General features: G+C 30.2%; 21 protein-coding genes. 3 read left to right on the forward strand and 18 right to left on the reverse strand.

Annotation, left to right across the window (positions count from 1 at the left end; genetic code table 11):
* Positions 1-27: 27 nt before the first annotated feature.
* Entirely contained in the window at positions 28-1,362 is a 1,335-nt protein-coding gene (locus Q0662_RS01230; protein WP_298946266.1) for an MATE family efflux transporter, read from the reverse strand.
* Between the two features lie 92 nt (positions 1,363-1,454).
* Here Q0662_RS01230 and Q0662_RS01235 point away from each other — a divergent pair, with 92 nt between their 5' ends.
* Positions 1,455-2,246: a universal stress protein gene (locus Q0662_RS01235; RefSeq protein WP_298946268.1), complete on the forward strand. Its 792-nt coding sequence runs from the start codon at positions 1,455-1,457 to the stop codon at positions 2,244-2,246.
* Between the two features lie 266 nt (positions 2,247-2,512).
* Here the strand turns inward: Q0662_RS01235 and Q0662_RS01240 are convergent, their stop codons facing one another.
* Positions 2,513-5,266 carry a PD-(D/E)XK nuclease family protein gene (locus Q0662_RS01240; protein WP_298946270.1) on the reverse strand — a complete coding sequence of 918 codons (2,754 nt, stop codon included), beginning with the start codon at positions 5,264-5,266 and terminating at the stop codon, positions 2,513-2,515.
* An 80-nt stretch (positions 5,267-5,346) separates the two neighbouring features.
* On the opposite strand from Q0662_RS01240, the gene Q0662_RS01245 reads away from it, so the two are divergent.
* The gene (locus Q0662_RS01245) at positions 5,347-6,126 is read left to right on the forward strand and encodes an amidohydrolase (RefSeq protein WP_298946272.1); all 780 of its coding nucleotides are present in this window, start codon (positions 5,347-5,349) and stop codon (positions 6,124-6,126) included.
* A 259-nt stretch (positions 6,127-6,385) separates the two neighbouring features.
* Here the strand turns inward: Q0662_RS01245 and Q0662_RS01250 are convergent, their stop codons facing one another.
* From Q0662_RS01250 to Q0662_RS01310, 13 genes are all read right to left on the reverse strand, one after another.
* Complete coding sequence (locus Q0662_RS01250; protein WP_298946274.1) at positions 6,386-7,366, reverse strand: acyl-ACP desaturase; 981 nt, start codon at positions 7,364-7,366, stop codon at positions 6,386-6,388.
* A 4-nt stretch (positions 7,367-7,370) separates the two neighbouring features.
* Positions 7,371-8,099, reverse strand: a complete 729-nt coding sequence (locus Q0662_RS01255; RefSeq protein ID WP_298946276.1) for a 1-acyl-sn-glycerol-3-phosphate acyltransferase — start codon at positions 8,097-8,099, stop codon at positions 7,371-7,373.
* Between the two features lie 9 nt (positions 8,100-8,108).
* Positions 8,109-8,531 carry a hypothetical protein gene (locus tag Q0662_RS01260; protein ID WP_298946279.1) on the reverse strand — a complete coding sequence of 141 codons (423 nt, stop codon included), beginning with the start codon at positions 8,529-8,531 and terminating at the stop codon, positions 8,109-8,111.
* Between the two features lie 101 nt (positions 8,532-8,632).
* Entirely contained in the window at positions 8,633-11,236 is a 2,604-nt protein-coding gene (locus Q0662_RS01265) for a TonB-dependent receptor (RefSeq protein ID WP_298946280.1), read from the reverse strand.
* Between the two features lie 207 nt (positions 11,237-11,443).
* Positions 11,444-13,012: a glucose-6-phosphate isomerase gene (pgi, locus tag Q0662_RS01270; protein WP_298946282.1), complete on the reverse strand. Its 1,569-nt coding sequence runs from the start codon at positions 13,010-13,012 to the stop codon at positions 11,444-11,446.
* A 4-nt stretch (positions 13,013-13,016) separates the two neighbouring features.
* The gene (locus Q0662_RS01275) at positions 13,017-14,288 is read right to left on the reverse strand and encodes a peptidoglycan DD-metalloendopeptidase family protein (protein WP_298946284.1); all 1,272 of its coding nucleotides are present in this window, start codon (positions 14,286-14,288) and stop codon (positions 13,017-13,019) included.
* 124 nt (positions 14,289-14,412) lie between these two features.
* Positions 14,413-15,180 carry a DUF3108 domain-containing protein gene (locus Q0662_RS01280; protein ID WP_298946286.1) on the reverse strand — a complete coding sequence of 256 codons (768 nt, stop codon included), beginning with the start codon at positions 15,178-15,180 and terminating at the stop codon, positions 14,413-14,415.
* A gap of 97 nt (positions 15,181-15,277) precedes the next feature.
* The gene (locus Q0662_RS01285) at positions 15,278-16,195 is read right to left on the reverse strand and encodes a tryptophan 2,3-dioxygenase family protein (protein WP_298946288.1); all 918 of its coding nucleotides are present in this window, start codon (positions 16,193-16,195) and stop codon (positions 15,278-15,280) included.
* 134 nt (positions 16,196-16,329) lie between these two features.
* On the reverse strand, positions 16,330-17,466 hold the full coding sequence (gene hppD, locus Q0662_RS01290) for a 4-hydroxyphenylpyruvate dioxygenase (protein ID WP_298946290.1): 1,137 nt from the start codon (positions 17,464-17,466) through the stop codon (positions 16,330-16,332).
* 251 nt (positions 17,467-17,717) lie between these two features.
* Complete coding sequence (locus tag Q0662_RS01295; protein ID WP_298946292.1) at positions 17,718-18,872, reverse strand: homogentisate 1,2-dioxygenase; 1,155 nt, start codon at positions 18,870-18,872, stop codon at positions 17,718-17,720.
* A gap of 368 nt (positions 18,873-19,240) precedes the next feature.
* Positions 19,241-20,296 (reverse strand): NAD(P)/FAD-dependent oxidoreductase, encoded by a 1,056-nt coding sequence (locus Q0662_RS01300; RefSeq protein ID WP_298946294.1) that lies wholly within the window; start codon positions 20,294-20,296, stop codon positions 19,241-19,243.
* Between the two features lie 73 nt (positions 20,297-20,369).
* A complete protein-coding gene (locus Q0662_RS01305) occupies positions 20,370-20,606 on the reverse strand; it encodes a NifU family protein (protein ID WP_298946296.1) in 237 nt (78 codons plus the stop codon).
* Between the two features lie 143 nt (positions 20,607-20,749).
* A complete protein-coding gene (locus tag Q0662_RS01310; RefSeq protein ID WP_298946298.1) occupies positions 20,750-21,886 on the reverse strand; it encodes an Mrp/NBP35 family ATP-binding protein in 1,137 nt (378 codons plus the stop codon).
* A 189-nt stretch (positions 21,887-22,075) separates the two neighbouring features.
* Here Q0662_RS01310 and Q0662_RS01315 point away from each other — a divergent pair, with 189 nt between their 5' ends.
* On the forward strand, positions 22,076-22,348 hold the full coding sequence (locus tag Q0662_RS01315; RefSeq protein WP_298946300.1) for a DUF3817 domain-containing protein: 273 nt from the start codon (positions 22,076-22,078) through the stop codon (positions 22,346-22,348).
* 88 nt (positions 22,349-22,436) lie between these two features.
* Here the strand turns inward: Q0662_RS01315 and Q0662_RS01320 are convergent, their stop codons facing one another.
* The 3 genes from Q0662_RS01320 to Q0662_RS01330 form a co-directional block, all read right to left on the reverse strand.
* Entirely contained in the window at positions 22,437-22,682 is a 246-nt protein-coding gene (locus Q0662_RS01320) for a MoaD/ThiS family protein (RefSeq protein WP_298946302.1), read from the reverse strand.
* Between the two features lie 9 nt (positions 22,683-22,691).
* Positions 22,692-25,157 carry a DUF5686 and carboxypeptidase regulatory-like domain-containing protein gene (locus Q0662_RS01325; protein WP_298946304.1) on the reverse strand — a complete coding sequence of 822 codons (2,466 nt, stop codon included), beginning with the start codon at positions 25,155-25,157 and terminating at the stop codon, positions 22,692-22,694.
* A gap of 141 nt (positions 25,158-25,298) precedes the next feature.
* Positions 25,299-26,312, reverse strand: coding sequence for a LacI family DNA-binding transcriptional regulator (locus tag Q0662_RS01330; protein ID WP_298946307.1), 1,014 nt, complete (start codon positions 26,310-26,312; stop codon positions 25,299-25,301).
* Between the last annotated feature and the right edge of the window lie 46 nt (positions 26,313-26,358).

Genomic DNA, 26,358 nt, shown 5'->3' on the forward strand with positions numbered 1-26,358 from the left:
AGAAAAGTACTCGAACTGATCGGAACATTAATCATGATTTATTAATGGCAAAAACTTGCTTCTAAATTTAAAAACTAATGGCAATCCTCTTGCTAAAATCCAAAATGTAAAAGCAATCCAAATGGCAATTAGTTTGTAATCTAAATAATCAAAAATTAATAAAGTTGGTAAAAAAACCAAGCCAGTTGCTAAAATTAGTAAGTTTCTTAAATATTTCATTTCGCCCATTCCTTTAAACATTCCATCAAAAATAAATGTAATAGAATTTATAGGTTGGGTTATTAAAACAATCCAAAAAATGGTATAAAATTGCTCTAAAACAGCTGGTTCTTGGGTAAATATTTTTCCTATTGAATTGTAAAATAAAAAACCTATTGCTGCCATAATTGTACCAGTTACTATACCATATTTAAATAGTTTATTACTTAAACTAATAAGTGCTTTGTAATTATTTGCCCCTAATAATTTACCAGATAAAATATTGCCTGCGCTAGCATAACCATCTATCATAAAAGCAGCTAATAGCCATATATTTAAGCTAATAGTATAGGCGGCAATATAGGCGGCACCATAACCTGTTGCGTAAGAAGTGGCAAAATAAAGCGCCACATTTAAGGCTATAGTTCTTATAAAAAGATTACCAATCATGCCTAACAATCTTGGTATTTCTGGATGAATATCAAAAGACAATTTTAAAGAAATAGATGTTTTTTTTATCAATAAAACCAAAGAAATAATGGCCATTGTAATTTGTGCAATTACACTGGCATAGGCGGCTCCTTTTATATTCATTGCTGGTATAAAACCTTCTATACCATACACCAAAATAATATCTAAAACGATGTTTACACTTGCTCCTACTATAGCTATTATCATAGGATAAAAAGTGTTTTGCAAACCTCTAAACGTACCAAAAATGGCAAACACAAAAAGCGCAAAAGGAAACCCGAAAATTCTTATGTTAAAGTAATCTATGCAATAGTTTAAGATAACACCAGATGCATTATAAAATTGAAAAATCTGCTTAGAAAAAGGATAAGAAATTAGTAAAACCAATACACTACCCAAAACAACTATAGCAATAGCTTGTGCAGGTAGGCTTTTTACTTCGTTTAATTTATTTGCCCCAACATATTGAGATACAATTGAAGAAATGGCACTTCTAATTTGTCCAAACACCCAAACCAACATAGATATAAATGCGCCAACAATACCAACAGCCGCTATACTTTCGGTTGCATTTTCATCAATATTACCAATAATTGCAGTATCTGTAATAGATAAAATAGGTTCTGCTATACCTGCAATTAAAGCCGGTATTGCCAATTTATTGATGTGCTTTAGGCTAATTTCTGTTGTCAAATTTTATTTTTTTACAAAGGTACACATCAAAAAACAGAAAAAATTTTATTCATTTAAAAAAATAGTAACTTTGCACCTAAAAATAAACGATTATGAAACATATTTTAGTACCTATTGGATCTACAGAAAGCGCACAAAAAACCTTGCAATATGCCATTGATTTTGCAAGTGAAATTAAAGCTAAGATTTTTGTGTTTAGGGCTTATAGTGCACAATCTAAAGCAGGTACAATTATAAATATTGATACCATTATTGAGCGCGAAACCAATTTATACTTAAGAACAATGGTAAGTTCTTGTCATCAAAAAGATGTAGAGATAAAACTAATTTCTGCAAAAGGAAGTGTTTTAGATAGTGTAGATAGTATTGATAATGAATTGGGCATTGATTTAATTATTGTTGGTGCTAAAAGTAACTCAATTAAAGAAGGTTTATTTTTAGGAAATACTGCTGGTAGTTTGGTTAAAAAAAGTAATTTGCCAGTTTTAGCTGTGCCAGAAAACTATGTTTATCGTCCAGTTACAAGTGTATTAATGGCTTTTAAATCTGGTATTATTAAAAGTAAAACTGTTTTAAATCCTTTACAATTTATAATTGATAAATTTAAAGCCAATATAAATTTACTACTCGTAAAAACTCCAGAATATACTGAAGAAGATTTAGTATTACACAAAGATATTGAAGCATTGAAAACAACACTTACAGTTACAGAAAATGCTACTACTTTTCAAGGGGTTTTAGAACATATTAAAACACATAATCCAGATATGTTGTGTGTGTTTAGGCGTAATAGAGGGTTCTTTAAGAAGCTTTGGGAAAAAAATACAATTTTAAAAGAGGAGTTTAACTCTAAGGTTCCTTTGTTGGTTTTAAAAGGGAAGTAGATTTTATTTTATTTTATTTCTTTAAAAGATAAAGGCTCAAAAGGATAATCAAAAGCACAAAATTTAATTGTTGACTGATAACTTGATTGATTATATTTAAAACCTGTTACTATTTCTGCCAAAGGAATAAAAGCGAAAACTAATACAAGAAAAATAGAAACTATTCTTACTGAAGGTGTTTGTTTATCAGTCTTTGAAAACTGAATATTAATTTGGTCCTAAGTTTCTTTCATAATATAAAGATAGTAAGATTAAATAAAAGTAAATTAATACCTCAAATCAGCAGGTTCAATAAAATCTATTTCTAAATTGTAAATTTCTGAGATATAGCTTTTAATTTCAGTTATAAAATCTTCTAATTTTTCTGATGTAATATTGGTTTCTGCTTTTCTTCTTGGCAATGCAAAATCTACCGATAAAAAACCACTGTTTAAGTTTTTAAAAGAGTAAATTCCTGCTTCTAAAGGTTGGTTAAAATTATAGTTTTTACTTTGTGTATATAAATAAGCATACAACAAAACTTGTATAGCTTTTAGGTGTTTTTCGTCTCTTAAATTCTCAAATTCTGGAACACGCAAATTACTGCTAGTAACCAGACCTGTTTTATAATCTATAATTCTTAAAACACCATTCAACTCATCTACTCTATCTACTTGTCCATGCAATTTTACGGGGTATTCTAAACCATTAATTTTAATTTCTGTAGATAAGTTTTCTTCTGTAGCAATAATTTTAAGTTGATTATTTTTATGCTGCAACAAGGCCTTTTCTTTCTTTAAAAAGTTGGTTACAAATCGGTTTGCGACTTCAAAAATTAAACGGTTTTTGCCTGTGGTTAAATTTCCATTTTTAAAATGTATTTTAAAGTGTTTTGCCACTAAATCTTTTGCCTGTTCTTGCATTGCTAAAATAGCTTCTACCGTCAAAAATTTACCAACAAAAGGTGTATATAATTCGTCTAAAGTTTCATGTACAACAGTACCTAAGGTATTAAAAGCAACTGTTTCTTCTACATCATTAAACTCTTTTATTTTTAAAATTTTTTGCTTGTAAAAACTTACAGGATTGTGCAAATAATTGGTTAAAGCAGATGGTGATATTCCTTTTGCTGCCAATTCTTTTAATCTTTGTAAAGTAGTTTCTGTTTTACCAATTTGTTTTAATTCGGTTTTATTGGTTATTACTTTGGGTGCAATTGTTTTATGCACAATGTCTGGCCTTAACATTTCTAATTGGGTTACAAATCGGCTTTTTTCTCCACTTCCAAAAACATCATGTTCTGTGTTATAGAGTATAAAAACATTTTTTGCTCTTTGTAATAACCTAAAAAAGTGATAAGAAAAAATAGCGTCTTTTTCTCTGTAAGTTGGTAAACCAAATTCTAATTTAACATCAAAGGGAATAAAAGAATTTTGCTGAGAACTTGCTGGTAAAATTCCTTCGTTTGTAGAGGTTAAAATAATGTTTTCGAAATCTAAAACACGGGTTTCTAACATCCCCATTAATTGCAACCCTTTTAGGGGTTCACCTTGAAAAGAAAGGGTTTCTGAAGCAATTAACTGTTTAAAAAATAATGCCAATGTTTTTAAATCTGTAAAATAATTAAACTCAGTTTGCAGTGTTTTTAATTGCGTAAAAGCTGTATAAAAACGGAATAAATATTCTTTTTCTAAGTCTGTAGTTTCTTCTTTTAAAAGTGCTATTACACTTAAAATTCTATCTAAAAAATCATGAATAGTTGTATACTTTTTAAACAGGCTTAATAGTACATTTTTAACGGATGCGTCTGTAGATTCTAATAAAGTTGTAAGCTGATTTTTGGTGATAAAAATATAGTTTTCTTTACCAATTTCTTCCGTAAAATCATCAACCAAATTAGTGTTAGTTGTAGACAACAGTTTGTGGATAGATTGCTGTTTTAAAAAGCGAATTACATCTTTGTAATAAAACTGATTATCTGCTGTTTTTTGTAACTTTTCTTGTGAAATAAACAGCTGAAAAATAGAAAACAACAAATTGGTTGTTGGGATATCTTTTAAAGGGTATCCCATGGTTATGTTTATTGCATTGATGTTTTTAGGTAAAGAATTTAAGGTAATTGGCAGCAACGTTTCGTCGGATAAAATAAGTGCTGTATTTTTAAAATCTGAAAATGTTTCTAAAATTTCGCCAGCATATTTTATTTGCGTGGTGTTTTTAGAAGCGCCAATTACTTGAATATTTTTATCTGAAGAAAAATGATTACTCAGATTTTTTAAACTGTTTTTCTCATAAAACTTCCACTCTTTTTTATACTTTCTAATAAAAGTACCTGCTTGATGATTGCTTTTGTAAAACGTTTCATCTAAATCCCAATAAATATCAGAATTTCCAGTTGATAACACTTTTTGAAACAAAAATTCTTCTGCTTTATTTAAAGCATTAAAACCTATAAAAATATACTTTTTATGGGTGTTTCCCTCAAGAAATTGGTCTATATTATTGCAAGCTTCTCTATACATTAAACCTTGATAACCAATCTTATTTTCGAGTAAAAACTGATAAAGAGGTGCGTAAAAATTATGTAACTTTTCTAAAAAAGAGTAATGATCTTTCATGAACTCTGTTTCTTTAAAAGTACCTGTTACAGACCATTTTTTTAATCTTTGTATGTCTCTTAAATAAACAAATATTTCTTTTGTATCTACCAAATGTTGGTCTATTTCATTAAAATCTTGCAGTACAGTAAACGCCCAAGATGCAAACGTATCAAAAGTATCTGGTGCTTTTTCTAAACTTTTATAAATGGTATAAAAGTGAAATAATAATTGAATGCTATCTGCTTTTTTTATACCAGAAACTTGTTGAATAAACTGTTCTATATTTAAGGTTTCTGGTAAAAACCCAACCGAAATTTTATCTTTTAAAGTTTGTTTTAAAAAAACCTTTGCTCTTTGAGATGGTAAAATAAAAACCACATTATCAAAAGACTTGGTCTCTTTTAAAATAGCATCTAAAGTTTCTGAAATAAAGGTTTGCATAGAATTTTTTATATTGAATTGGATTTTCTAAATTACAAAAACTAACTTTTATACTAGTTACATCTTTAAAATAAATTTTAATGAAAAACGAATTAAATATTGTAGGCATTCAGGCAGATTTGGTTTGGGAAAACCCAGCAAAAAATATTACTTTTTTTAATGATACCCTAAACAATTTAAAAAGTAAGGTTGATCTTGTTGTTTTGCCAGAAATGTTTGCTACCGGTTTTACAATGGAGCCTTCAACAATTGCAGAAAAAATGGATGGTTTTTCTATTTCTTGGATGCAAAAAGTTGCAAAAGAAAAACAGCTTGCCCTTTGTGGTAGTTTGGTAATATCTGAAGATAATAATTTTTACAATCGATTTGTTTTTGTGCATCCTTCTGGAAAACTTGAAACGTATGATAAAAGACATACTTTTACTTTGGCTGGAGAGGATAAAAAATACACAGCTGGCACAAAAAAAGTAATAATAAATTATAAGGGATGGAAAATTTGCCCATTAATTTGTTACGATTTGCGTTTTCCTGTTTGGGCTAGAAATATAGACAATTACGATATTTTAATTTATATGGCAAATTGGCCTGTTGGAAGAATAAAAGCGTGGAAAACCCTCTTAAAAGCACGTGCTATAGAAAATATGTGTTACACAATTGGTGTAAACAGAATAGGAAAAGATGCCAATGATTCTATATATTCTGGTAACTCTATAGCCATCGATTATTTAGGTGAAGAATTATCGGGGCTAGCTAAAAATAAAGTTGGAATTATTAGCGCTCGTTTTTATAAAGATAAACAAGATGAAATTAGACAAAAACTAGGTTTTTTAAATGATAGAGATTTTTTTAAAATTGTGTAATCGTGTAATTGTTTAATTGTTTAATTGTTTAGGGTTATACTAATAATTTTTTTTAAAGAAATATAGACAACAAAGCATTTATATTAAAATAGAATAAAAAAGACCCTTCAGGTTTTAAAAAACTGAAAGGTCTGTATTTTTTTTCTTCTATTAGCTAGCAAACAAGACTAGCCCAGATTGAAGCATTTGTTTGAGCTCTTTTTTTTCTTTTTCGACAAAAAAAGCGAGTGCGAAAAGCTGGAAATAGCTTCAAATAAAATTACGCTGGTAACATCCATTTGAATTGAAACTTTGTATCTGGCACAGAAATACGTTCTGTAATTCTGTACATTCTATCTGGAAGTTTCATTAAATAATCTCTGGCTTTTTCTGCCTCTGGAGTTAAATTGGTAATTTTATCGATTTCCCACATGGTGTTTAATTTCTTTAAAATATCTACATAATCAAAACCTGTGTAAACACCTACTCTTTGTGCTATTGTAGAAAAATCATCAAACAAACTGCCCTTTGCGCCAAAAGATTCTCTAAGGTGCATTGCAGGCATTACTATTTTGTGTTTCATCATGTGTTGGAAAGCCAACATCATTTCACTTGGGTCTATTTTAAAAATTTCTTTTACAAAATGTGCGTATGCTTGGTGGTGTCGCATCTCATCACCAGCAATAATTTTAGACATTTTTGCTAAGGCTTTATGTCCTTTTTTTCGTGCAATTTTTGCTACGTTGTTATGAGATATATAGGTTGCTAATTCTTGAAACGTAGTGTATACAAAGTTTTTATAGGGGTCTGTTGAGGTACCAATATCAAAACCATCTGCAATTAAATGTTGGGTAGATATTTCTACTTCGCGCATGTTTACTCTGCCAGATAAATACAAATATTTATTTAAAACATCTCCATGTCTGTTTTCTTCTGCTGTCCAAGTTCTTACCCATTTTGCCCAAGAATTGTCTGGGTCTTGAGAAACTCCATCAAGATCTAACAACCAAGATTCGTAGGTTGGTAATGCCTCTTCTGTAATGGTATCTCCTACTAAAACTACCCAAAAATCGTCGTGTAATTCTTTAGATAGTTCTCTAATTTCCTCTACTTCTGTGATAAAAGAATCTTTTTGGGAGTTTGGTAAAAAGTCTGTTGGTTGCCAAACTTTTTCTGGTGTTATTAAATATTTATCAACGAAAGTCTGCATCTTTTTCTCAAGATTTAGCATCACTTCGATTCGTACATTTTTTATAGACATAAATTTATTTTATATATTCTTTAATTACGTTTTCTGTTTTTTCTAATAACTCATCAAAAGGTAATGAGTTAATTGGTATAGGCTTATGTGTTGTTATGGTTATTGGATTGCCAATACCTAATGGAAATTTACCATATTTAAACACTTTCCAAGAATTGTTTATAGTTAAAGGTACAACATAACCATCTTTATTATATTTTGTAATGACTTTTAAGCCATTTGTAGCAAATTTTTTTGGCTGGCCATTTCTACTTCTTGTGCCTTCTGGAAAAATAATTGCGCCCCAATTATTTTCTTTTATTCTTTTAGAAAAGTTTGCTAATGCTGATATGGCTTGTTTTGGGTCTTTTCTATTAATGAGTGCTGCACCTCCATTTCTTAAATTGTAGGATACACTTGGTATGCCTTTACCGAGCTCTATTTTAGCGACAAATTTTGGATGTTGTTTTCTAAAAAACCATCCTATTGGTGGAATATCAAAAGTAGATTGATGATTGGACACAAATATAACTGTGGTATTTTCTGGAATTTTAAACTTGTTTTTTAAACGAACCGGTACCCCTATGATTAACATAGATTTTACTAAGAAAAAGTTTAAAGCAGCTACTACTTTTGCGTGTGCATTATGCCCAAATAATTTTAAACTCACCCATTGCAATGGATGAAATATAAGTAGCAATAAAAAAAACACCAATACAAAGATTGGTGATAATATGTAACTTAGAATTTTCATTTTTTTAATTTACAACCAATTGTTCCAAGGAATTCTAGATAGTATTAAAACCAAACCTATTCCGTAAAATATTACAAAACTTTTAAACTTTGCAGCATCTTCTGTTTTTTTCTTGTGTTTAGACCATCCTATTGTGATAAATACTATGGCCAAAATCATAGTTATTGGATGTTCTACAGCTAACAATCTTACAGCTTTATCTTTCATTACTGCACCAGCATCTGAGGTTAATAAATCAAACCAAGGAGATATAAAGTACCAAGCCAAACCTATTAATAATTGAATATGAGATACAATTAGGGTAAACAAACCGATTCTTAAATCTTTATCTGTAAATTGTTTTTTTTGAGTAAGGCCAATTATGGCATTAATTACTGCAAATATTAAAATGATTAACACTAAATATGCCCAATAAGAGTGTACTTCTTTCATAATATATAGTTTATTTTAAGTCGGGTAAAGTTACTAAATTTTAGTCATAAAAAAACCACCTTTTGCAAGGTGGTTTTTTAAAATATTTATTGAGCTTGATATTAGAAGTTATATCTAACGCTTGCATTCCAAGTTCTACCCCAACCGAAATATCCTCTGTTTGAAGTATCAATACCTCTATATGTATCAGACCCAACAGTTGTTTGATTTGCAGATGTTAACTCTGAGATGTATTCTCTATCCAAAACGTTGTTAACATTTACTCTAAAATCTAACCATTTTGTTTTATCTGTACCAAGATCTAATCTGTAAGATGCTCCAAAATCTAATAATCCGTAAGAAGGTAATTTTAACTCACCTCTTGTTGGGCTAACATTTGCATATAAACGATCATAATATCTAAAATCTGAATCTACACTAAAACCATTAAAAATTGTATAATCGATACCTAAACCGTAAGAAGTTTGTGCAGCATCACCCACATTAATTCCATCTACACTCTCTACAGATTGACTAATTAGATTTCTATCTTCGTCAAGTGTTTGTGTTGTTAATTCACCTAAATATTTCCAATCTCCAAAAGAAGCAAATCCTTTAAGTTTAAAATTATATGCTAATTGAGCAATAAAGTCAAACTCTATACCTTTATGGTATTGATGTTGACCAAGTGTTTGTGTGTTAGTTACAACACCTGCATTTGTTACGTCAGTAAAACCATCTACTTTATCTCTCCAACTTGTACTATACAAGTTTACACTACCACTTAAAAATTCTGATTTATAGTTATATCCAAATTCTAAACCAAATATTTTTTCATTTTGAGAAAATGGATTTATTGAATTATCATAATTGTTAAAAATATTATCGTGATATGGTTGACGTGAGTAGTAACCAGTATTCATATATACAGAACTGCTTTCTGTCAAGTTAAAACCAGCACCAATTTTTAAATTATAGCCTATATTATTTAATTTCTCTGAATCTTCGAACTCAGGTAGATAATCATATCTATCAAATCTTTGGTGAGATTGATTAGAAACAGCTCCCTGGAAAAATGCAGACATCACATCAGTTGAATATTCTAATTGTGTAAATAAACCTGCGTAAGAAATTCTCTCACTATTATCATAATCAATTCTTTGGTTTTCTGCCATCATATTAAAAGTGGCTGCCCATGGATTTGCTTTACCACTTTCTGTTGCAGTAACACTTACGGATGGTCCAGTTTTATTGTCATTATCGTCTTTTAAGGTTCTATCTTCTGTCCAAGAAGTTAAACCATGAAAATTCTCAACTTGTCTAAAGTGTGTACCATAATAAGTTCTCAAATCCGCTCCAACATTAAAAGTTAAATTGTCATTAATTTTTTGCTCAAAATTAGATACTACACCGTACCAACTATGTAAGTTCATTGATGCTCTAGTAATATATGCATCATTATCAAAGTTACCATCACCACCAGTAGCAGCATTGTTTGCATATATTGCATCATAATCTATTAAACCATCTGCAGTTCTTACTCTGTTTCCTCTATTTCCAGTTCCACCACCTCTACCAAAAGAAGCGTATAATACTGTGGATAAAGATGAGTTATCAGAAATTGTATAATCCCAGTTTAAGTTTAATACTGGTTTATGGTAAAAATTTCTTCTTTCAGTTAAATATTGACCATTATAAAAACCAAAATTATCATTATATTTTAACCCCTTATCTAGATATGTAGAAATACTTTTAGTAAAGTTTTGGTCATGCCATTGTGGTGCCCCTGTTATTAAAAAATTAAAGTTATGATTATCATTTGGCTTATAGCCAAATGAAATAAAGTATGTTTGTCCTTGAGCTCTTGTTCCATTATTGTAACCATCACCTTGCCAATGAGATAACATAATACTTGTTCCCCAACCTGAATCATTCATTCCAGTATTATACATAATAGTACTTTTAAGGTAACCATCGTTTGCTGTACCTGCATAAAAGGAACCACCTTGTTTTTTGTTTGTAGTTTTAGTTACGAAGTTCATTGACCCCCCTACAGAAGAAATAGCTAATTTAGATGCACCTAGTCCTCTTTGAATTTGAACAGCAGATGCTATATCATTAACACCAGACCAGTTAGACCAGTACATTTTACCATCTTCCATACCATTAATTGGCTGTCCATTTAATAAGAAAGCTGTATTAGTTTGATCAAATCCACGTACAGAGATTCTTGAATCTCCAAAACCACCTGCTTGCCCAGAAACATAAATAGATGGAGTGTTTACTAATGTCATTGTAACATCTTGCGTACCAATTTTCTTTTGTATTTCTGCTGCTTTGACAGTAGAAACTGCAATTGGAGTTTTTCTACCCCCAGCTAAATCAATTACACCTTTCCCAACAACTACTATCTCATCTAAAGAGTTTTCATCAACTTTTAGTTGAATATTCCCTAAGTTAGCAATTGATGAAGAAAATGTAACAACTTTTGTCTTGTACCCAATAAAAGAAACTACAATAGTTCCTGAATTTGTTTTTGAATTTAACGAAAATTTCCCGTCAAAATCAGTTGAAGTACCATTGGTTGTTCCTTTTACTACAACACTTGCACCTGGTAAAGGTTGGTTAGATTGATCTACCACTTTACCTGTAATTTTAGTTTGTCCTAAAACTGTAGCTGTTACAAAAAACAGGGCTACAATTAACAAATTTTTAAAATTTTTCATTGTTTTAATTTATGATTTGAATTGTCTTACAAAATTCCTTTTTTTGAGGGACTGTAATGTTAATTTAATGTTAAGTTTTAACAAAAAAATTAGACAATAAAATACATACTAGCTACTGAAAATAAAACTATTATGCATCAAAATGCTTATTAATAAGAAGTCAATAAAGTGTTAAAAAAATGATGTATTTAAGGTATAAATTTAGGCTTATTGTTTATTTAATAATTTCTTAGCTAATTCTTTTCCTAATTCTACACCAAATTGATCATAACTATAGATATTCCATAAAATTCCTTGCGTATAAATTTTATGTTCATATAGAGCGATTAACTTCCCCAAAGATTTTGGCGTTAGTTTGTCAAAAAGAATGGCATTGCTTGGTCTATTACCTTCAAAAACTTTAAATGGAAGTAATTGATTTATTTTAGCTTCATCTCCAGAAAATTTTAACTCTAAATGAACTTCTTCTTTGGTTTTACCAAATGCCAAAGCATCCATTTGTGCATAATAATTTGCCATTAATTTTTTATGATGATCTGTTAACCCATATAAAGATTCTTTGTATCCAATAAAATCTGCAGGAATTAACTTCGTACCTTGATGCACCAATTGCATAAAAGCATGTTGCATGTTAGTACCTGTACTACCCCAAACAATGGTTCCTGTTTGATAGTCTATTTTGTCTCCATTTCTATCTACTCCTTTACCATTGCTTTCCATAATGGCTTGTTGTAAATAATCTGGTAGCTTTTTTAAATATTGTGAGTAGGGTAAAACTGCTTCGGTTTCTGCACCGTAAAAATTGTTATACCAAATACTTAAAAGTGCTAAAATTACGGGTATATTTTGATTAAAATCTGTATTTCTAAAGTGGTTATCCATTTCTTCTGCTCCCTCTAAAAGCGCTTTATAATTATCAAAACCAACTGATAAAGAGATCGATAAACCTACTGCAGACCAAAGTGAAAAACGACCTCCAACCCAGTTCCACATAGGAAATACATTTGCTTTGTCTATACCAAAGCTATCTACTGCTTCTAAATTTGTAGATACTGCTACAAAGTGTTTTGGAATATCAAAAATAGTTGCCGATTTTAAAAACCAATTTTTTATGGTTTCTGCATTGGTAATGGTTTCTTGTGTTGTAAATGTTTTTGATACAATTACAAAAAGTGTTGTTTCTGGATTTAAGTTTTTAATAATTTCAGAAACATGGTCTCCATCAATATTAGAAACAAAATGTGTGTTTAATTGATTTTTGTAGTATTGTAAAGATTCTACTACCATATCTGGCCCCAAATCTGAACCACCAATACCAATATTTACAACATCTGTAATAGATTTACCTGTGTAGCCTTTCCATTTACCAGAAATAACTTTATTACTAAAACTTCTTATTTTTCTTAAGGTAGTTTGTATTTGTGGCTTTATATTTTTTCCATTAACTAAAATTGGTTCTTCAGAAGTGCTTCTCAGTGCTGTATGCAATACTTCTCTACCTTCTGTAACATTAATTATTTCTCCGGTAAATTGCTTTTTTATAGCATCTTTTAGATCTACTTCATTTGCCAATTCTACCAATAAATCTATGGTTTCTTGCGTAATTTTATTTTTAGAAAAATCTACTAATAAATCATTAAACTGTATAGAAAAATCTGTTTGTCTATTAGAGTTTTTGTACAAATCTTTTATAGAAATATTTTTGTTTTCATTAAAATGATTTGTTAATTTTTTCCAAGCTTTTGTTTTGGTAGGATTGATATTTTGTAATGCCATTGTTTTAATTTTGTGCAATTTCTTCTGTAATTACAGGAGGTTCTTCTATTTGTAACTGATTATTATCTAATTGATATTTTAAAGGAGCAATAAAATTTAAAAATTCTGGTAGTAAACTTTTCTTTAAGGGTTCTGCTTCTGGTAATTTGGTTTTAGGGCTTAAAGGATCTACTTGTCTGCCGTTTTTCCAGAAACGATAACACACATGTGGCCCACCAGTATTTCCTGTCATACCAACTGTACCAATAACCTGCCCTTGTTTTACATAGTCTCCTCTTTTTACTTTTCTTCTTTTCATATGTAAATATTGGGTAGTATAAGTACCATTATGTTTAATTTTTACATAATTACCATTACCACCTCTTCTTGCAGATTCTATGACAGTACCACTTGCGGTTGCAATAATTGGTGTTCCTATATTTGCAGCAAAATCTGTGCCTCTATGAGGTTTTACACGATTGCCATAATAGGCAATTTTTCTTCTTAAGTTGTATCTAGAAGAGATTCTATATTGAAATTTTATTGGCGCTTTTAAAAACTGACTTCGTAGCATATTTCCTTTTTGGTCATAATATTCTGGTATGCCTTTTGTGGAATCTGCTACAAAACGAAACGCATATAAATCTTCTCCTTTATGATTAAAAACAGCAGATTTTATATTACCATAGCCAGCAAATAAAGAATCGTTTATAAATTTTTCTTCAAACACCAATTTAAAAGAATCTCCTTTTTGAAGTTTGTAAAAATCTAAAGTCCAGGCATAAATATCTGCCACTGCCCAAGTGAGATTTGGTGATAAATGCAAACTATCCATTGTGTTAGAGAGGTTTGTATTTATGTTACCCTCTACAATTCTTTCTTTGGTTTTTATAGGTTGTAAGTATGTGTAAGCTTGTATTATAGAGTCTTTAAAATCTACTACTGTGGCTTTTATTTTATTGTTTTTATAAATAAAAACCTTGGCTTTTTCTAAAGAATCTTTACTAGATAAAATCATGTAGGGTTTTCCTGCTCTTACTCTTCTAACATCAAAAACCTCTTTTATGTTTCCTGCAATTTGGTATATTTTTGGGTAATCTACATGGTGTCTATCCATAATTTCGCCAAAACTTTCGCCGCTTTTAATAGTATCTAAAGTTACTTTATAATCATCTAATTTATAGCCGAATTTATATACAGGTTTGGGTTTTACGGTTTCTATTGCCTTTTTATCTTCGTTTTTACAAGCGTAAAAAAAGATGGATAATAATAAAATGTGGGTTATTTTTTTTAACAATTGAAAGCGTATTAGATGAACGCTCAAAAATACAAATAAAATTGATTTATTTGAACTCTATTTTAGGAACTTCCGATAACGGTTTCGTTAGAGTTTTAATAAATTTATCAAACATTATCTTTGTTTATTTAAAGTTGTTAGCTAACCCTTTATAAGCTTCTAGTTCTGCTCTAAGAGACCCTACAGATAATGATGCACTCATTTTAATTGGAATTTTATTTGCATCATCAGTAATCCAAATAGTAACACTTTCTTGTGCTTTAAAAATTCTACCAGATTGCACTAATGGTCTAAAAACTAACGTATTTATATCGCCAAATTTAGAGTCTAAAACCTGTTTACCTAAAAATCGAAGTTTAAAAGGATAGATCTGCTCATCCATAAAAATATCTATGGCTATTTCATCTCCTTTTTTCATGTCTTTTACATCTTGATTTCTTAAATAATAAAATGCAGATAACATATCTTGTACATTTAAAACAGAAATTGTAGTATCTTTTTGTTTGATAAAATCTTGAACGTAAGCGTGATTCGATTTTTTATTAAATGTAGTTATGGTGTGTTTTTTATAACCACCTTCGTTTATTTTTCTTTTAAATAAATAGGGCGATACTTCATTTTTATCAAAATAACTTTCATATAAATCGTCTACTTTAAAAAACCATTTTATCATACCAGATGTCCAACCAGAACCTTTTGTATGAAATACTTTTTTGCCATTTAAGGCTGTTTCTTCTACTTCTAAAATAGCAGTGCCAGCTCTTAAAAATCCGCTATAACTCATTTTATAACGCAACCATTCTCCACTTTTAAAAGCCTGAATATGTTGTTGTTGTGATACAATTGCCGTTGAGATAAAAAGAAAAGTAAATAATAGAATTTGTTTTTTCATAGTTTTTCAAACTTATAAAAAAGTATTGACAATTAGCGTTCCAAAAAAGAAAAATAGCGTAAGAGATCTTTGTAAACCACTTTTTAACAATTTTTTTTTAAAATGTACCCCAGTCTTTTAGCTCTTTTTCTGACCATAAATATGGATAAAAAACTCTTCTCTGATATTTTGGGTGCATGTATTTACGCCAATTACTACCACCTGTTGCTTCTAAATCGGAGTCTTTACCACCAATATATTTTGCTGCTGTATTGTAATGTGCCATTACCCACTTTACGTTTACGGTATAATCGTAATGACGCATTGCTTTGATTAAATCTTCATTTTCTTGAACTTCTTTAGGCAATTGTTTGAATTTTAGAGATAAATTAATGTTGTTATAATCTTCCATAAAATCTATAAAATCTCCCATATATTTTTTCTCAAAAAGGTTTAATAAAGTTGATTTTTGACCGGTAGTATAATTTTTACCTGCTGCTTGCCAATATAAATGATTGTAAGCATTTCTAAAAGATGAATTTCTATCAATTGTATCTCTGTAACGTGCATCTATTAAATTAATTAATTCTGTAGATGCAAATTCTATTTTTCTGTATTGTGCTGATTGAAAACCACTTGCAGGTGTTAATGTATTTCTAAATTTTAGGTATTGTTCTTTTTCCATACCATCTGTCATTACTGTAAATGAGCTACAAAGCATGTCAAAATACCTGCTTATTCTGCCTAAATGCATGGTAAATTTATCTGCAGAAATATCTGTTGCTTTTGCAACCTGATCAATTTCCCATAAAATCATTTTAAACAATAATTCGTTTACCTGATGATACATAATAAACACCATTTCATCTGGCTGGTTGGTTCTTGGAGTTTGCAAGCCTAAAAGTGCATCTGTCTGAATATAATCCCAATACGTAATGGGTGTACTGTGCAGTAAACCTTCTAACATGGCATCTACAGGAACACCTAGTTTATCGTACTTTTCTTCTATGGCTTTTAAAATTTCTTCTCTATTCATGTATTGATATAAAAAAAATTACTAGGATTGATTGGTCTGGTATAAAGATACTAAATAAAGACCTTTCAGGTTTTTGAAACCTGAAAGGTTATTAATATTTAAAAATCGTAACTCAAACTAAAAATTAGTAAACTTTAAAGTGTTCCTCTTTTTGCTTGTTCTCTTTCTATAGATTCAAATAAGGCCTTAAAATTACCTGCTCCAAACCCTTTGGCTCCCATTCTTTGAATGATTTCGAAAAACAAAGTTGGTCTATCTTCTACTGGTTTTGTAAAGATTTGCAACAAATAACCTTCTTCATCTGCATCTATCATAATACCCAACGCTTTTAAACTTTCGATATCTTCTCTTAATTCGTGACTAAATGCTTCTAATCTATCAGGAACAGCTTTGTAATATTCTTCTGGTGGTGTAGATAAAAACTCCACTCCATTTAAGCGTAATTGTGTAACTGTAGCAACAATATCATCTGTGGCAACAGCAATGTGTTGCACACCTGCACCTTCGTTAAAATCTAAATATTCTTCTATTTGTGATCTTTTTTTACCTTCTGCTGGTTCGTTTATTGGAAATTTAATGCGTCCATTTCCATTGGACATTACTTTACTCATTAATGCTGAATATTCTGTATGGATTTGCTTATCATCAAAAGATAAAAAGTTTTCGAAACCCATGACATCTTCGTACCATTTTACCCAAACATCCATTTGGTTCCAACCTACATTGCCCACCATATGATCTATATATTTTAAACCTGCAATTGGCGGATTGTAATCGGATTCCCATTTTTTAAAGCCTGGTAAAAATGCACCATTATAATTTTTACGCTCTACAAATAAATGTACAGTTTCACCATAAGTGTAAATTCCTGCTCTTACTACTTCTCCATGTTCATCTTTTTCTACGGTGGGTTCCATATACGATTTTGCACCTCTAGATGTAGTTTCTTTATACGCTTGTCTTGCATCTTCTACCCAAAGCGCTATTATTTTTACGCCATCACCATGCTTTACAATATAATTATTTATAGGCGATTTACTTGTTAATGGTGTTGTAAGCATTAACTTGATTTTGTCTTGGGTTAACACATAACTTACGGAATCTTTTGAACCTGTTTCTAACCCACGATAAGCATGCGATTGAAACCCAAATGCTGTTTTATAAAAATGTGCTGCTTGTTTTGCGTTGCCTACATAAAATTCTACATAATCTGTACCTAACAATGGAAGGAAATCTTGTGCTCCTTCGAATATTTTTTCTAATGTATACATAACTAAAGCCCATCCTAGCCTTCCCAAAGGGAAGGAACTCCTAACTGGGTATTAAAAGTCTTTATGTTTTTAATTGCTATTCGCTTGCAAACTAGTTTAGCCGTGATTGAAATGGCATCCTTTTTTTGCTGCCATAAATGGCAAAAAAAGATATAATGGAAAGCGCGAAATAGCTTCTTATTATTTTTAATTTTAATAAACTTTTTTGAGTTTGTTACTCATTCCCCTTCTTTGGAGGGGTTAGGGGAGGCTTATAACCAAGATTTATAATACTCTTTATCTGCTATTTTTATAGCTTCTTCTGTAACTTGTAAGGGTTTAAAAGTATCTACCATAACTGCTAATTCTTTGGTTTCGGTTTTACCAATACTGCGTTCTGTAGCTCCTGGATGTGGTCCATGAGGTATCCCTGCTGGATGTAGAGAAATATGACCTGCTTCTATATCGTTTCTGCTCATAAAATCGCCATCTACATAATACAAAACTTCGTCTGAATCTATATTACTGTGATTGTAAGGTGCTGGAATTGACTGTGGATGGTAATCGTACAAACGTGGTACAAAACTGCAAATTACAAAGGTATTGGTTTCAAAAGTTTGATGAACTGGTGGTGGTTGATGAATACGGCCTGTAATAGGTTCAAAATCGTGAATTGAAAATGCATAGGGAAAGTTGTAACCATCATAACCTACTACATCAAAAGGATGTGAGGCGTATACCATTTCTATAATTTCGTCTTGTTTTTTTACGTTGATGATAAAATTGCCCAACTCATTATGTGTTTCTAATTCTTGTGGTCTGCGTAAATCTCGTTCACAAAAGGGTGCGTGTTCTAACAATTGACCAAACCAATTTCTATAACGTTTTGGTGTGTAAACTGGTGAGTAGGATTCTACAATAAACAATCTATTGTCTTGTGAATCGAAATCTAATTTATAGATAATTCCACGTGGAATTACCAAATAATCTCCATATTTAAAGTCGATATTTCCTAAATGCGTTCTTAGTTTTCCTGTTCCTTTATGGATAAAAATAACCTCGTCTGCATCTGTATTTTTATAAAAATAATCTTTAGTAGATTCTTTTGGAGCAGACAAAATAATATTACAATCTGAATTGGTTAACACCACTTTTCTGCTTTGTAAATAATCGTTTTCTGGCTGTACTTGAAATCCGCGAAAGATATAAGACTGAATATTATTTGCTTTGGCAATTTTAGGTTTTACAGAATATTGTTTTCTAATTTCTTTGACCATGGTTGGTCTATGTTCGTGATAGCTGTTGGTAGACATCCCGTCGAAACCAATAGTACCAAATAGTTGCTCGTAATACAAGCTACCATCTTTTTTACGAAATTGTGTGTGTCTTTTTGAAGGGATTGTTCCTAATTTATGATAAAAAGGCATAATGTTTAATTTGTTATTCCTGCGAAAGCAGGAATTTTGTGAATCGATTTTTGAGTTTTCTGTAATGCAATACCGCATTAAGTGCAAAATGAGAGTAAAAGAACATCACTCTGGATTGCGCTTAATTAAAAACTTTAAATACGTTAGTAAATCTGGATACATGTTACTAAATCGATTTCGTTACCTAGCAAAGATACAAAAAGTACATCAAAAAATTTTATTATGTATTACAAAATGGGTTGTTGTATTCATGATTTTTTTAGACAGTAATTTTATGGTATAAAAAAACCGAAATAAAAGTTAATGAAATAAACTCAACAAGGATGAATCTAAAAAAGTCGAATCTAAATTTGTGCAGTCTGTAAAACTTACTCAATCTTTTTAACCACTGCTTTTGGTGCTTCTTTTCTAGAGCCATCAAAACCATCAACACCACCAACTGTGGTATATTTCATTACATATTTTTTATCTGGAAAAATACGTTTATATGCACTTTGACACATTAAAGTTGCTTCGTGAAATCCGCATAAAATCAACTTTAATTTACCAGGATAGGTATTTACATCGCCAATGGCATAAATGCCTGGTATATTGGTTTGGTAATCTAAAGCATTGTTTACTTTAATGGCGTTTTTTTCTATTTCTAAGCCCCAATTTGCAATAGGTCCTAATTTAGGTGACAACCCAAAAAGTGGAATGAAATGATCGGTTTTGATCATAAAAGCTTCGTCTCCTTTTTTAATAACAGAAACACCTTCTACTTTATTTGTACCAGCAATACCTACCACTTCTGCAGGTGTAATTAGATCTATTTTACCCGCATCTTTTAATTCTTGTACTTTGTCTACAGAATCTAAAGCGCCTCTAAACTCGTTTCTTCTGTGAATTAATGTTACAGAAGATGCTACATCAGTTAAAAAGATAGACCAGTCTAAAGCAGAGTCTCCACCACCCGCAATGACTACTTTTTTATCTCTATAAACTTCTGGGTCTTTAATAATATATTCGACCCCAACATTTTCGAAATTTGTAATGTTTGGTATCGGAGGTTTTCTTGGTTCAAAACTACCTAAACCACCAGCAATAGCGACTACTTTTGCTTGATGTTTGGTACCTTTATTTGTAGTTACAATAAAGGTTTCATCTTCTTGTTTTTCAATAGTATCTGCACGTTCTCCTAAGGTAAAACCTGGTTCAAATTGTTTAATTTGTTCCATTAATTTATCTGTTAAATCGCCTGCTAAAATTTCTGGATAAGCAGGAATGTCGTAAATGGGTTTTTTAGGATATATTTCTGAACACTGACCTCCTGGCTGTGGTAAAGCATCTATTAAATGACAGCGCAGTTTTAATAATCCTGCTTCAAAAACGGTAAACAAACCTGTAGGTCCTGCACCTATTATTAATATGTCTGTAGTAATCATTAATTTTAAAATATGTGAAAAACAAAAATAGATTTTTTATAGAAAAAAATAGGTGACATTTGTCACATACAAACTACGCTACATTTATAACTTCTTCTATTTGTGGGGCATACTTTTTTATGGTAGCTTCAACACCATTTTTTAAAGTCATTTGGTTTACAGAACAACCTGTACAAGCGCCTTCTAATTGTACTTTTACAATCGTATTTTCTATAGATAAGAGCTTAATATTACCACCATCGCTCATTAAAAACGGACGGATTTCATCTAAGGCTTTTTCTACATTTTCTTGTGTTTCTTGTGCTGTCATAACAGGGCCCTCTTAATCTCCCCAAAGGGGAGAAACTCAAAACGGGTATTTTGAGCTTATATTTTAAACTAAATTTATATTCAATATGTTCCACCTTATTGTTTTCACTTTTTATTCCTTCCCTTTGGGAAGGTTAGGATGGGCTATTTTACTGCACTACAACCACTCATTGTAGTAATTCTAACAATTTCTGTTGGTGGTAAGTTTGCATTTCTTTGTAATAATTGTGATACCATTTCTTTTGTAATATCATGAAAAGCTTTTTCTAAAACTGTGTCTTCTTGCAGTGCAACTGGGTGCCCAACATCGCCAGATTCTCTTATGCTTTGTACTAATGGTACTTCTCCTAAAAATTGAGTTTTAATATCTTCGGCTAAATTTTTAGCGCCATTTTGCCCAAAGATATAATATTTATTATTTGGTAATTCTTCTGGTGTAAAGTATGCCATATTTTCTATAATACCTAAAACTGGTACATTTATACTTTCTTGTTGAAACATCGCTACTCCTTTTTTAGCATCTGCCAAAGCAATATTTTGTGGCGTGCTTACTACAACTGCACCATTTATGGGTAAAGCTTGTACTATAGATAGGTGCACATCTCCTGTTCCTGGAGGTAAATCAATTAAAAGAAAATCTAGTTCGCCCCAATCTGCATCAAAAATTAATTGTTTTAAAGCTTTAGATGCCATTGGTCCACGCCAAATTACAGCTTGGTCTGGGTTTGTAAAAAAGCCTAAAGACAATAATTTTACCCCATAACTTTCTATAGGTTTCATTTTTGAGCGTCCATCTACATTTACAGAAAGTGGTTTTTCTCTTTCTACATTAAACATAATATGTTGTGATGGCCCATATACATCTGCATCTAAAACACCAACATTAAAACCCATTTTTGCTAAAGAAATTGCTGTATTTGCTGTGATTGTAGATTTACCTACACCTCCTTTACCAGAGGCAATTGCAATAATATTTTTAATATTTGGTATTTCTTTACCTCTAATTAAATTAGGGTTTTCTTTAGCTGCTGGCTTTTCTACTGAAACAGTAACTTTTACCTGTAAAGTTTCTAAAACATTACTTTTAATAGCTTTCGTTATTTCTAATTCTATCTTCTTTTTTGCTTGTAATGTTGGGTTGCTAATCGTAACATCTACATTTACCTCATCTCCAAAAATTACTATATTTTTAACATTGTTGTTTTCTACCAAACTTTTACCTTCTCCGGGTGCTGTTATGGTTTCTAATGCTTTGTATATATCTTGTTTTTTAAAACCCACGTGTTATTTTTATTTAATCTTATTTGCAAAGATACATCTTCAAGAGGAGAAAAGAAAGCTACAAAATTCTAATTATTTATAGGTTAATAACTGCTAGTTATAGGTTAATAGTTGTTTTATTTACCTGATAAAGTAGCGTTTAAAAGAAAGTTTTTTAAGACATTTGTAGCGTACAATTAGTTTTATAAAATGAAGAATTTTTTTAGGGTTGTTAGTTTTTTAGAAGGGATCTCTTACTTGCTACTTTTGTTTGTTGCTGTGCCCATTAAATATTTTAATGGAGATGATAGGTATGTAAAATTACTAGGAATGCCACATGGTTTGTTCTTTATGCTGTATATTATTTTGGCAATTGTAATTCAGAAACAAATGAAATGGAATGCTAAAACTTTAGGAATTGTGATGCTTGCTTCTATCATTCCTTTTGGTACTTTTTATATTGATAAGAGGTATTTAAGATAGGTTTAAAACCTTAAAAGATTCATTATTTAGTAATTATACTAAATAAAATTGATGAGAAATCTTACCTCTAAGAGAGGCTAAATGGGAATTAACCACCACTAACTGGCGGAATTAGTGCAACAACATCATTCTTTTTTATAATTGATGTATCTTCTGCATATGATTCGTTTACAGCAATTGCATACGATGCTATATTTGTTAAACTTGGATACTTTTCTTTTAGTATAATTTTAAAATTAGCTACAGAAATTGGCTTTTCTATGGTAATTTCATCTTGATTACTATTCACCAAATCTGTTGTAATCCCAAAAAATAATACTTTAACTGTCATCATAAAATTGTTTTAAAACAAGCTTGCTCTAAATACAAAACCCCTTTCTTTGATACCTCCATAACGTGCGCTTACATACTCTACTCTTAAAAAACGCCACTTACCAAAACCTAAATTTGACAAACCTACAGAATACTCTGTGTATGGCTTTTTATCTGCCATAAACAAGGCTTTTCCACCTGCAACTAAATGAAAATTCAATTTATTTAATAAAGGTATTTTGCCTAAAATTGCACCTCTAAAATTATGCTCTAAATGCATTTCTGCATATTTATCATTGGTGTAATATTTGTAATATTCTAGTAAATTAAAGCTATTTAAATCTCTATCTATAGGAAACAAAAGTTGATTTCCATTAGCTTGCAATTTATCCATAAAAGCAATGTCTTTCTTTTCTAAAAAAGCACCTGCTCTTAAATGATACTGAAACCTACCAAAATTACCTGCATTTAAATCTTGCCTAATATTTGCTATAAATAAATCTGAATTTAAGTTGGAATTATCTGAACCAAATCTTTTCATATAATTTAAACTAATTGTCGGGAATTTACTTTCACCTACATTAAATTTTCTATCTGGGTAAGATAAATATTTTTGACCAATCACAATGGTTGTACCTACGTTTAATGTGGCAATATTATGTTCTGTAAAGGCTGCATTTGTAAAATCTGTTGGGTCTAAAGGATTGTTAGATGTAAATCCATTTACATCTTGTTTTGCAAAAGAATAATTGGTAGTATTAAAAAGTGGTGTTCTTTTGGCATATTCTAAGAAAGTAGAAAAATAAATACCATTTTTAATTTCTTCTGAATATCTAACTTTTGCAGCTGTTTTCTCATAAATTTTAAGGAAATTTTGTCTATTAAACAAAGATGATATGGTGTTGTTTAATTTAAATATGGGGTCTCTATCATTAAATTGAAGGGTTTCTATTCCTCCAGAAATAGTTAATCTTGGTTTAGAAATGTTGTTCCATTTTTTTGTGAAGTAAAAAGTAGGTCTCAGCTTTTTTTCTGAAAAAGCATAATTAAAGTCCATACCTGCATTCCACCATTTCCCTTCATCATTTAATTGTTCAAAATAACTAAAACCCAAAGTTGTATAAAAACCTTGTACTGTATTAAAACCTGCTTGTAATAAAGGGCCATCGTAAGAAAACGACCTGTTTTTATAAGAGTCTCTATATGTATATACTGTTAAAGGATTTAAAAAACCAAACTTATTCCCTTTTGCATCAAGAGAATCTAAATATTTTTTAGATTTTCGTATCAACTTTATACTATCTTTTAATTTATAGTCTGATACTTCTTCTTTTGTAAGAGGAACAGGTCTTAGCGTATTCCAAAAAACACTGTCTTTTTTTGTAGCATTTTCTTCAAAAGATAAAACCTCATTAGTAAACGTATTTTCTGTAAATGTTGGGTTAAAATTATAATCTGAATATATGTAGGAGAATTTTCCACTAGGTTTAAATCCGAATATAGAAATATCAAAATCAATACTTTGGCTAATAAGTACCCAAGCACCTATTTCATCAGCATAATTGTAGCCTTGTTTTAATTTTAAAGTATTTACAATTGGTATATTTACTTGTGCACCTGTGGTAATTAAATCTGTACCATAAATAGCCCAATCGTTTTCTACAATATATATATGACCTTGAAAAACTCGATCGTTATTTCTTTTGGGTAGTAATTTTATTTTATTGATGAGCTTGCCATTTTTATCGTAAAAAGTACCCACTAATTTGTATCTGTAATAACTAAATGCATTGCCAGATAAGGGCGAAACCAAATCGTTAAAAACTTCGATACTATTTTCATATAAGTCTATATTAGAGTCTTCTGCTCTATTAAAACTTACACCATTATCTTGCCCAGAAACTTTAGAGGCTACAATTTTTTCTTTAAATTTTTTAGGTTTCTTTTGAAAAGTAATCTTAGAAAATGTTTCAGATAAATAAGTAATACCACTTCTTGTAGAGTCTAACCCCCCACCAAAATCTCCAGTAGATTGCCCAAAAAACTTTTCTGGTGCATCTTTTATTCTTATTAAACCTCTGGAGTAAAATTTTGCAGTATAATTGGCATATTTGTCTGTGTTTTTTTCTTTGCTTGCAATTACATTTCTTATAATTCTATTAGCAGGATTGTCTTTTGTAGCAATAGTAATTTCTTTTAAACTTACAGACTCTTCTTCTAAAGTAACATCTAATGTATATGGAAATTTAGTAATTGTAACCTCTTTTTTAAGCGTTGTAAAACCAATAAATTGAAATACAATTTTGTATTTACCTGGCTTTTTTATATCTAAAATATAATCGCCATTATCGTTAGAAGTAGTTCCGGTTACAGTTTTGTTTAAATATACACTTACAAAAGGAAGTGCGTCTCCTTTTTTATCTATAATTTTCCCTTGTATTTGCCCTATGGTTATCGATGAAATAAAGAGTAATAACAAAAAAAATACGCTTTTCATTCAGTTGGTTTTAGTAAGTAGACGCAAACTTATGGTTTATGTTACAATTTTATATTTATTTATTGTTAGAGCAATTTTACGCTAGTTGTTTAAAATAGACGCTTAAAAATCGATAATGGTTGTATTTAGAGTTGTATATAATTAGTTTTTAGTAGATTCTCTAACCACTATATTTGTCTCTAAAACTTCTTCTTTATAAATGATACTTTTATTTTTCTTTTTGTCTTTTATTTCTTTGTACAATATTTTAAATGCTTTTTTACCCATTTTAAAACCAGGTTGATTTATTGTTGTTAAAGAAGGAGAAATAACAGAAGACATAAACCAATTGCTAAACCCAACAATATTTATTTGTTCAGGTATTTTTACACCTTGCTTGTTAAAAGCTGCTATTGCTCCTATGGCTACCAAATCTGTATTGATAAATATCCCATCTACATCTTTATGGTCTTTTAATAACTTATTTGCGAAAAAACTTCCCTCTTCAAAACTCATATCATTTAATAAATAAACTAAAGAAGCATCGTATTTTATATTATTATCTGTTAAAGCCTGTTTATACCCTAAAAAACGATCTATAGAGTTTTGTGGTAACAATGGTCCTCTAAAATGGGCAATTCTTTTACAACCAATATCTATTAAATGTTGTGTAGCCTTGTATGCTGCTTTTCTGTCATCTATAATTACTTTTGAGCATTTTACAATTTTTGCAATTTTATCGAACATTACTAAAGGCGTTCCTTGATCTAATATTTGATTTAAGTGTTTAAAATCTCCTGTTGCGTTTGCCAAAGAAATTAAAATACCATCTACTCTTTTATTTAATAGCAAATCTATCTGCTGTTTTTCTAGCTCGTAAGACTCATTAGATTGCAATGTAATTACTAAATACCCTTTTTTTTCAGCTTGAGAAATAATACCTTTAATTACACTAGAAAAAAAATGATGTACAATTTCTGGGATTATTAATCCAATGGTTTTAGACTCTTTTGTTCTTAAATTTACTGCAAAAGAATTGGGTTTATAATTTAATTTTGCAGCAGTTTCTCTTACTAACTTTCTTGTTTTTTTACTAACATCTGGGTATTCTTTTAATGCTTTAGAAACCGTTGTTATAGAAATACCTAATTCTTCTGCAATCTTTTTAAGTGTCATCAAAATAAAATTTTATTTTTAAAAAATTGTTTGTTTTATTACCTGA

The sequence above is a fragment of the uncultured Polaribacter sp. genome (assembly GCF_947503855.1).
Taxonomy (GTDB): domain Bacteria; phylum Bacteroidota; class Bacteroidia; order Flavobacteriales; family Flavobacteriaceae; genus Polaribacter.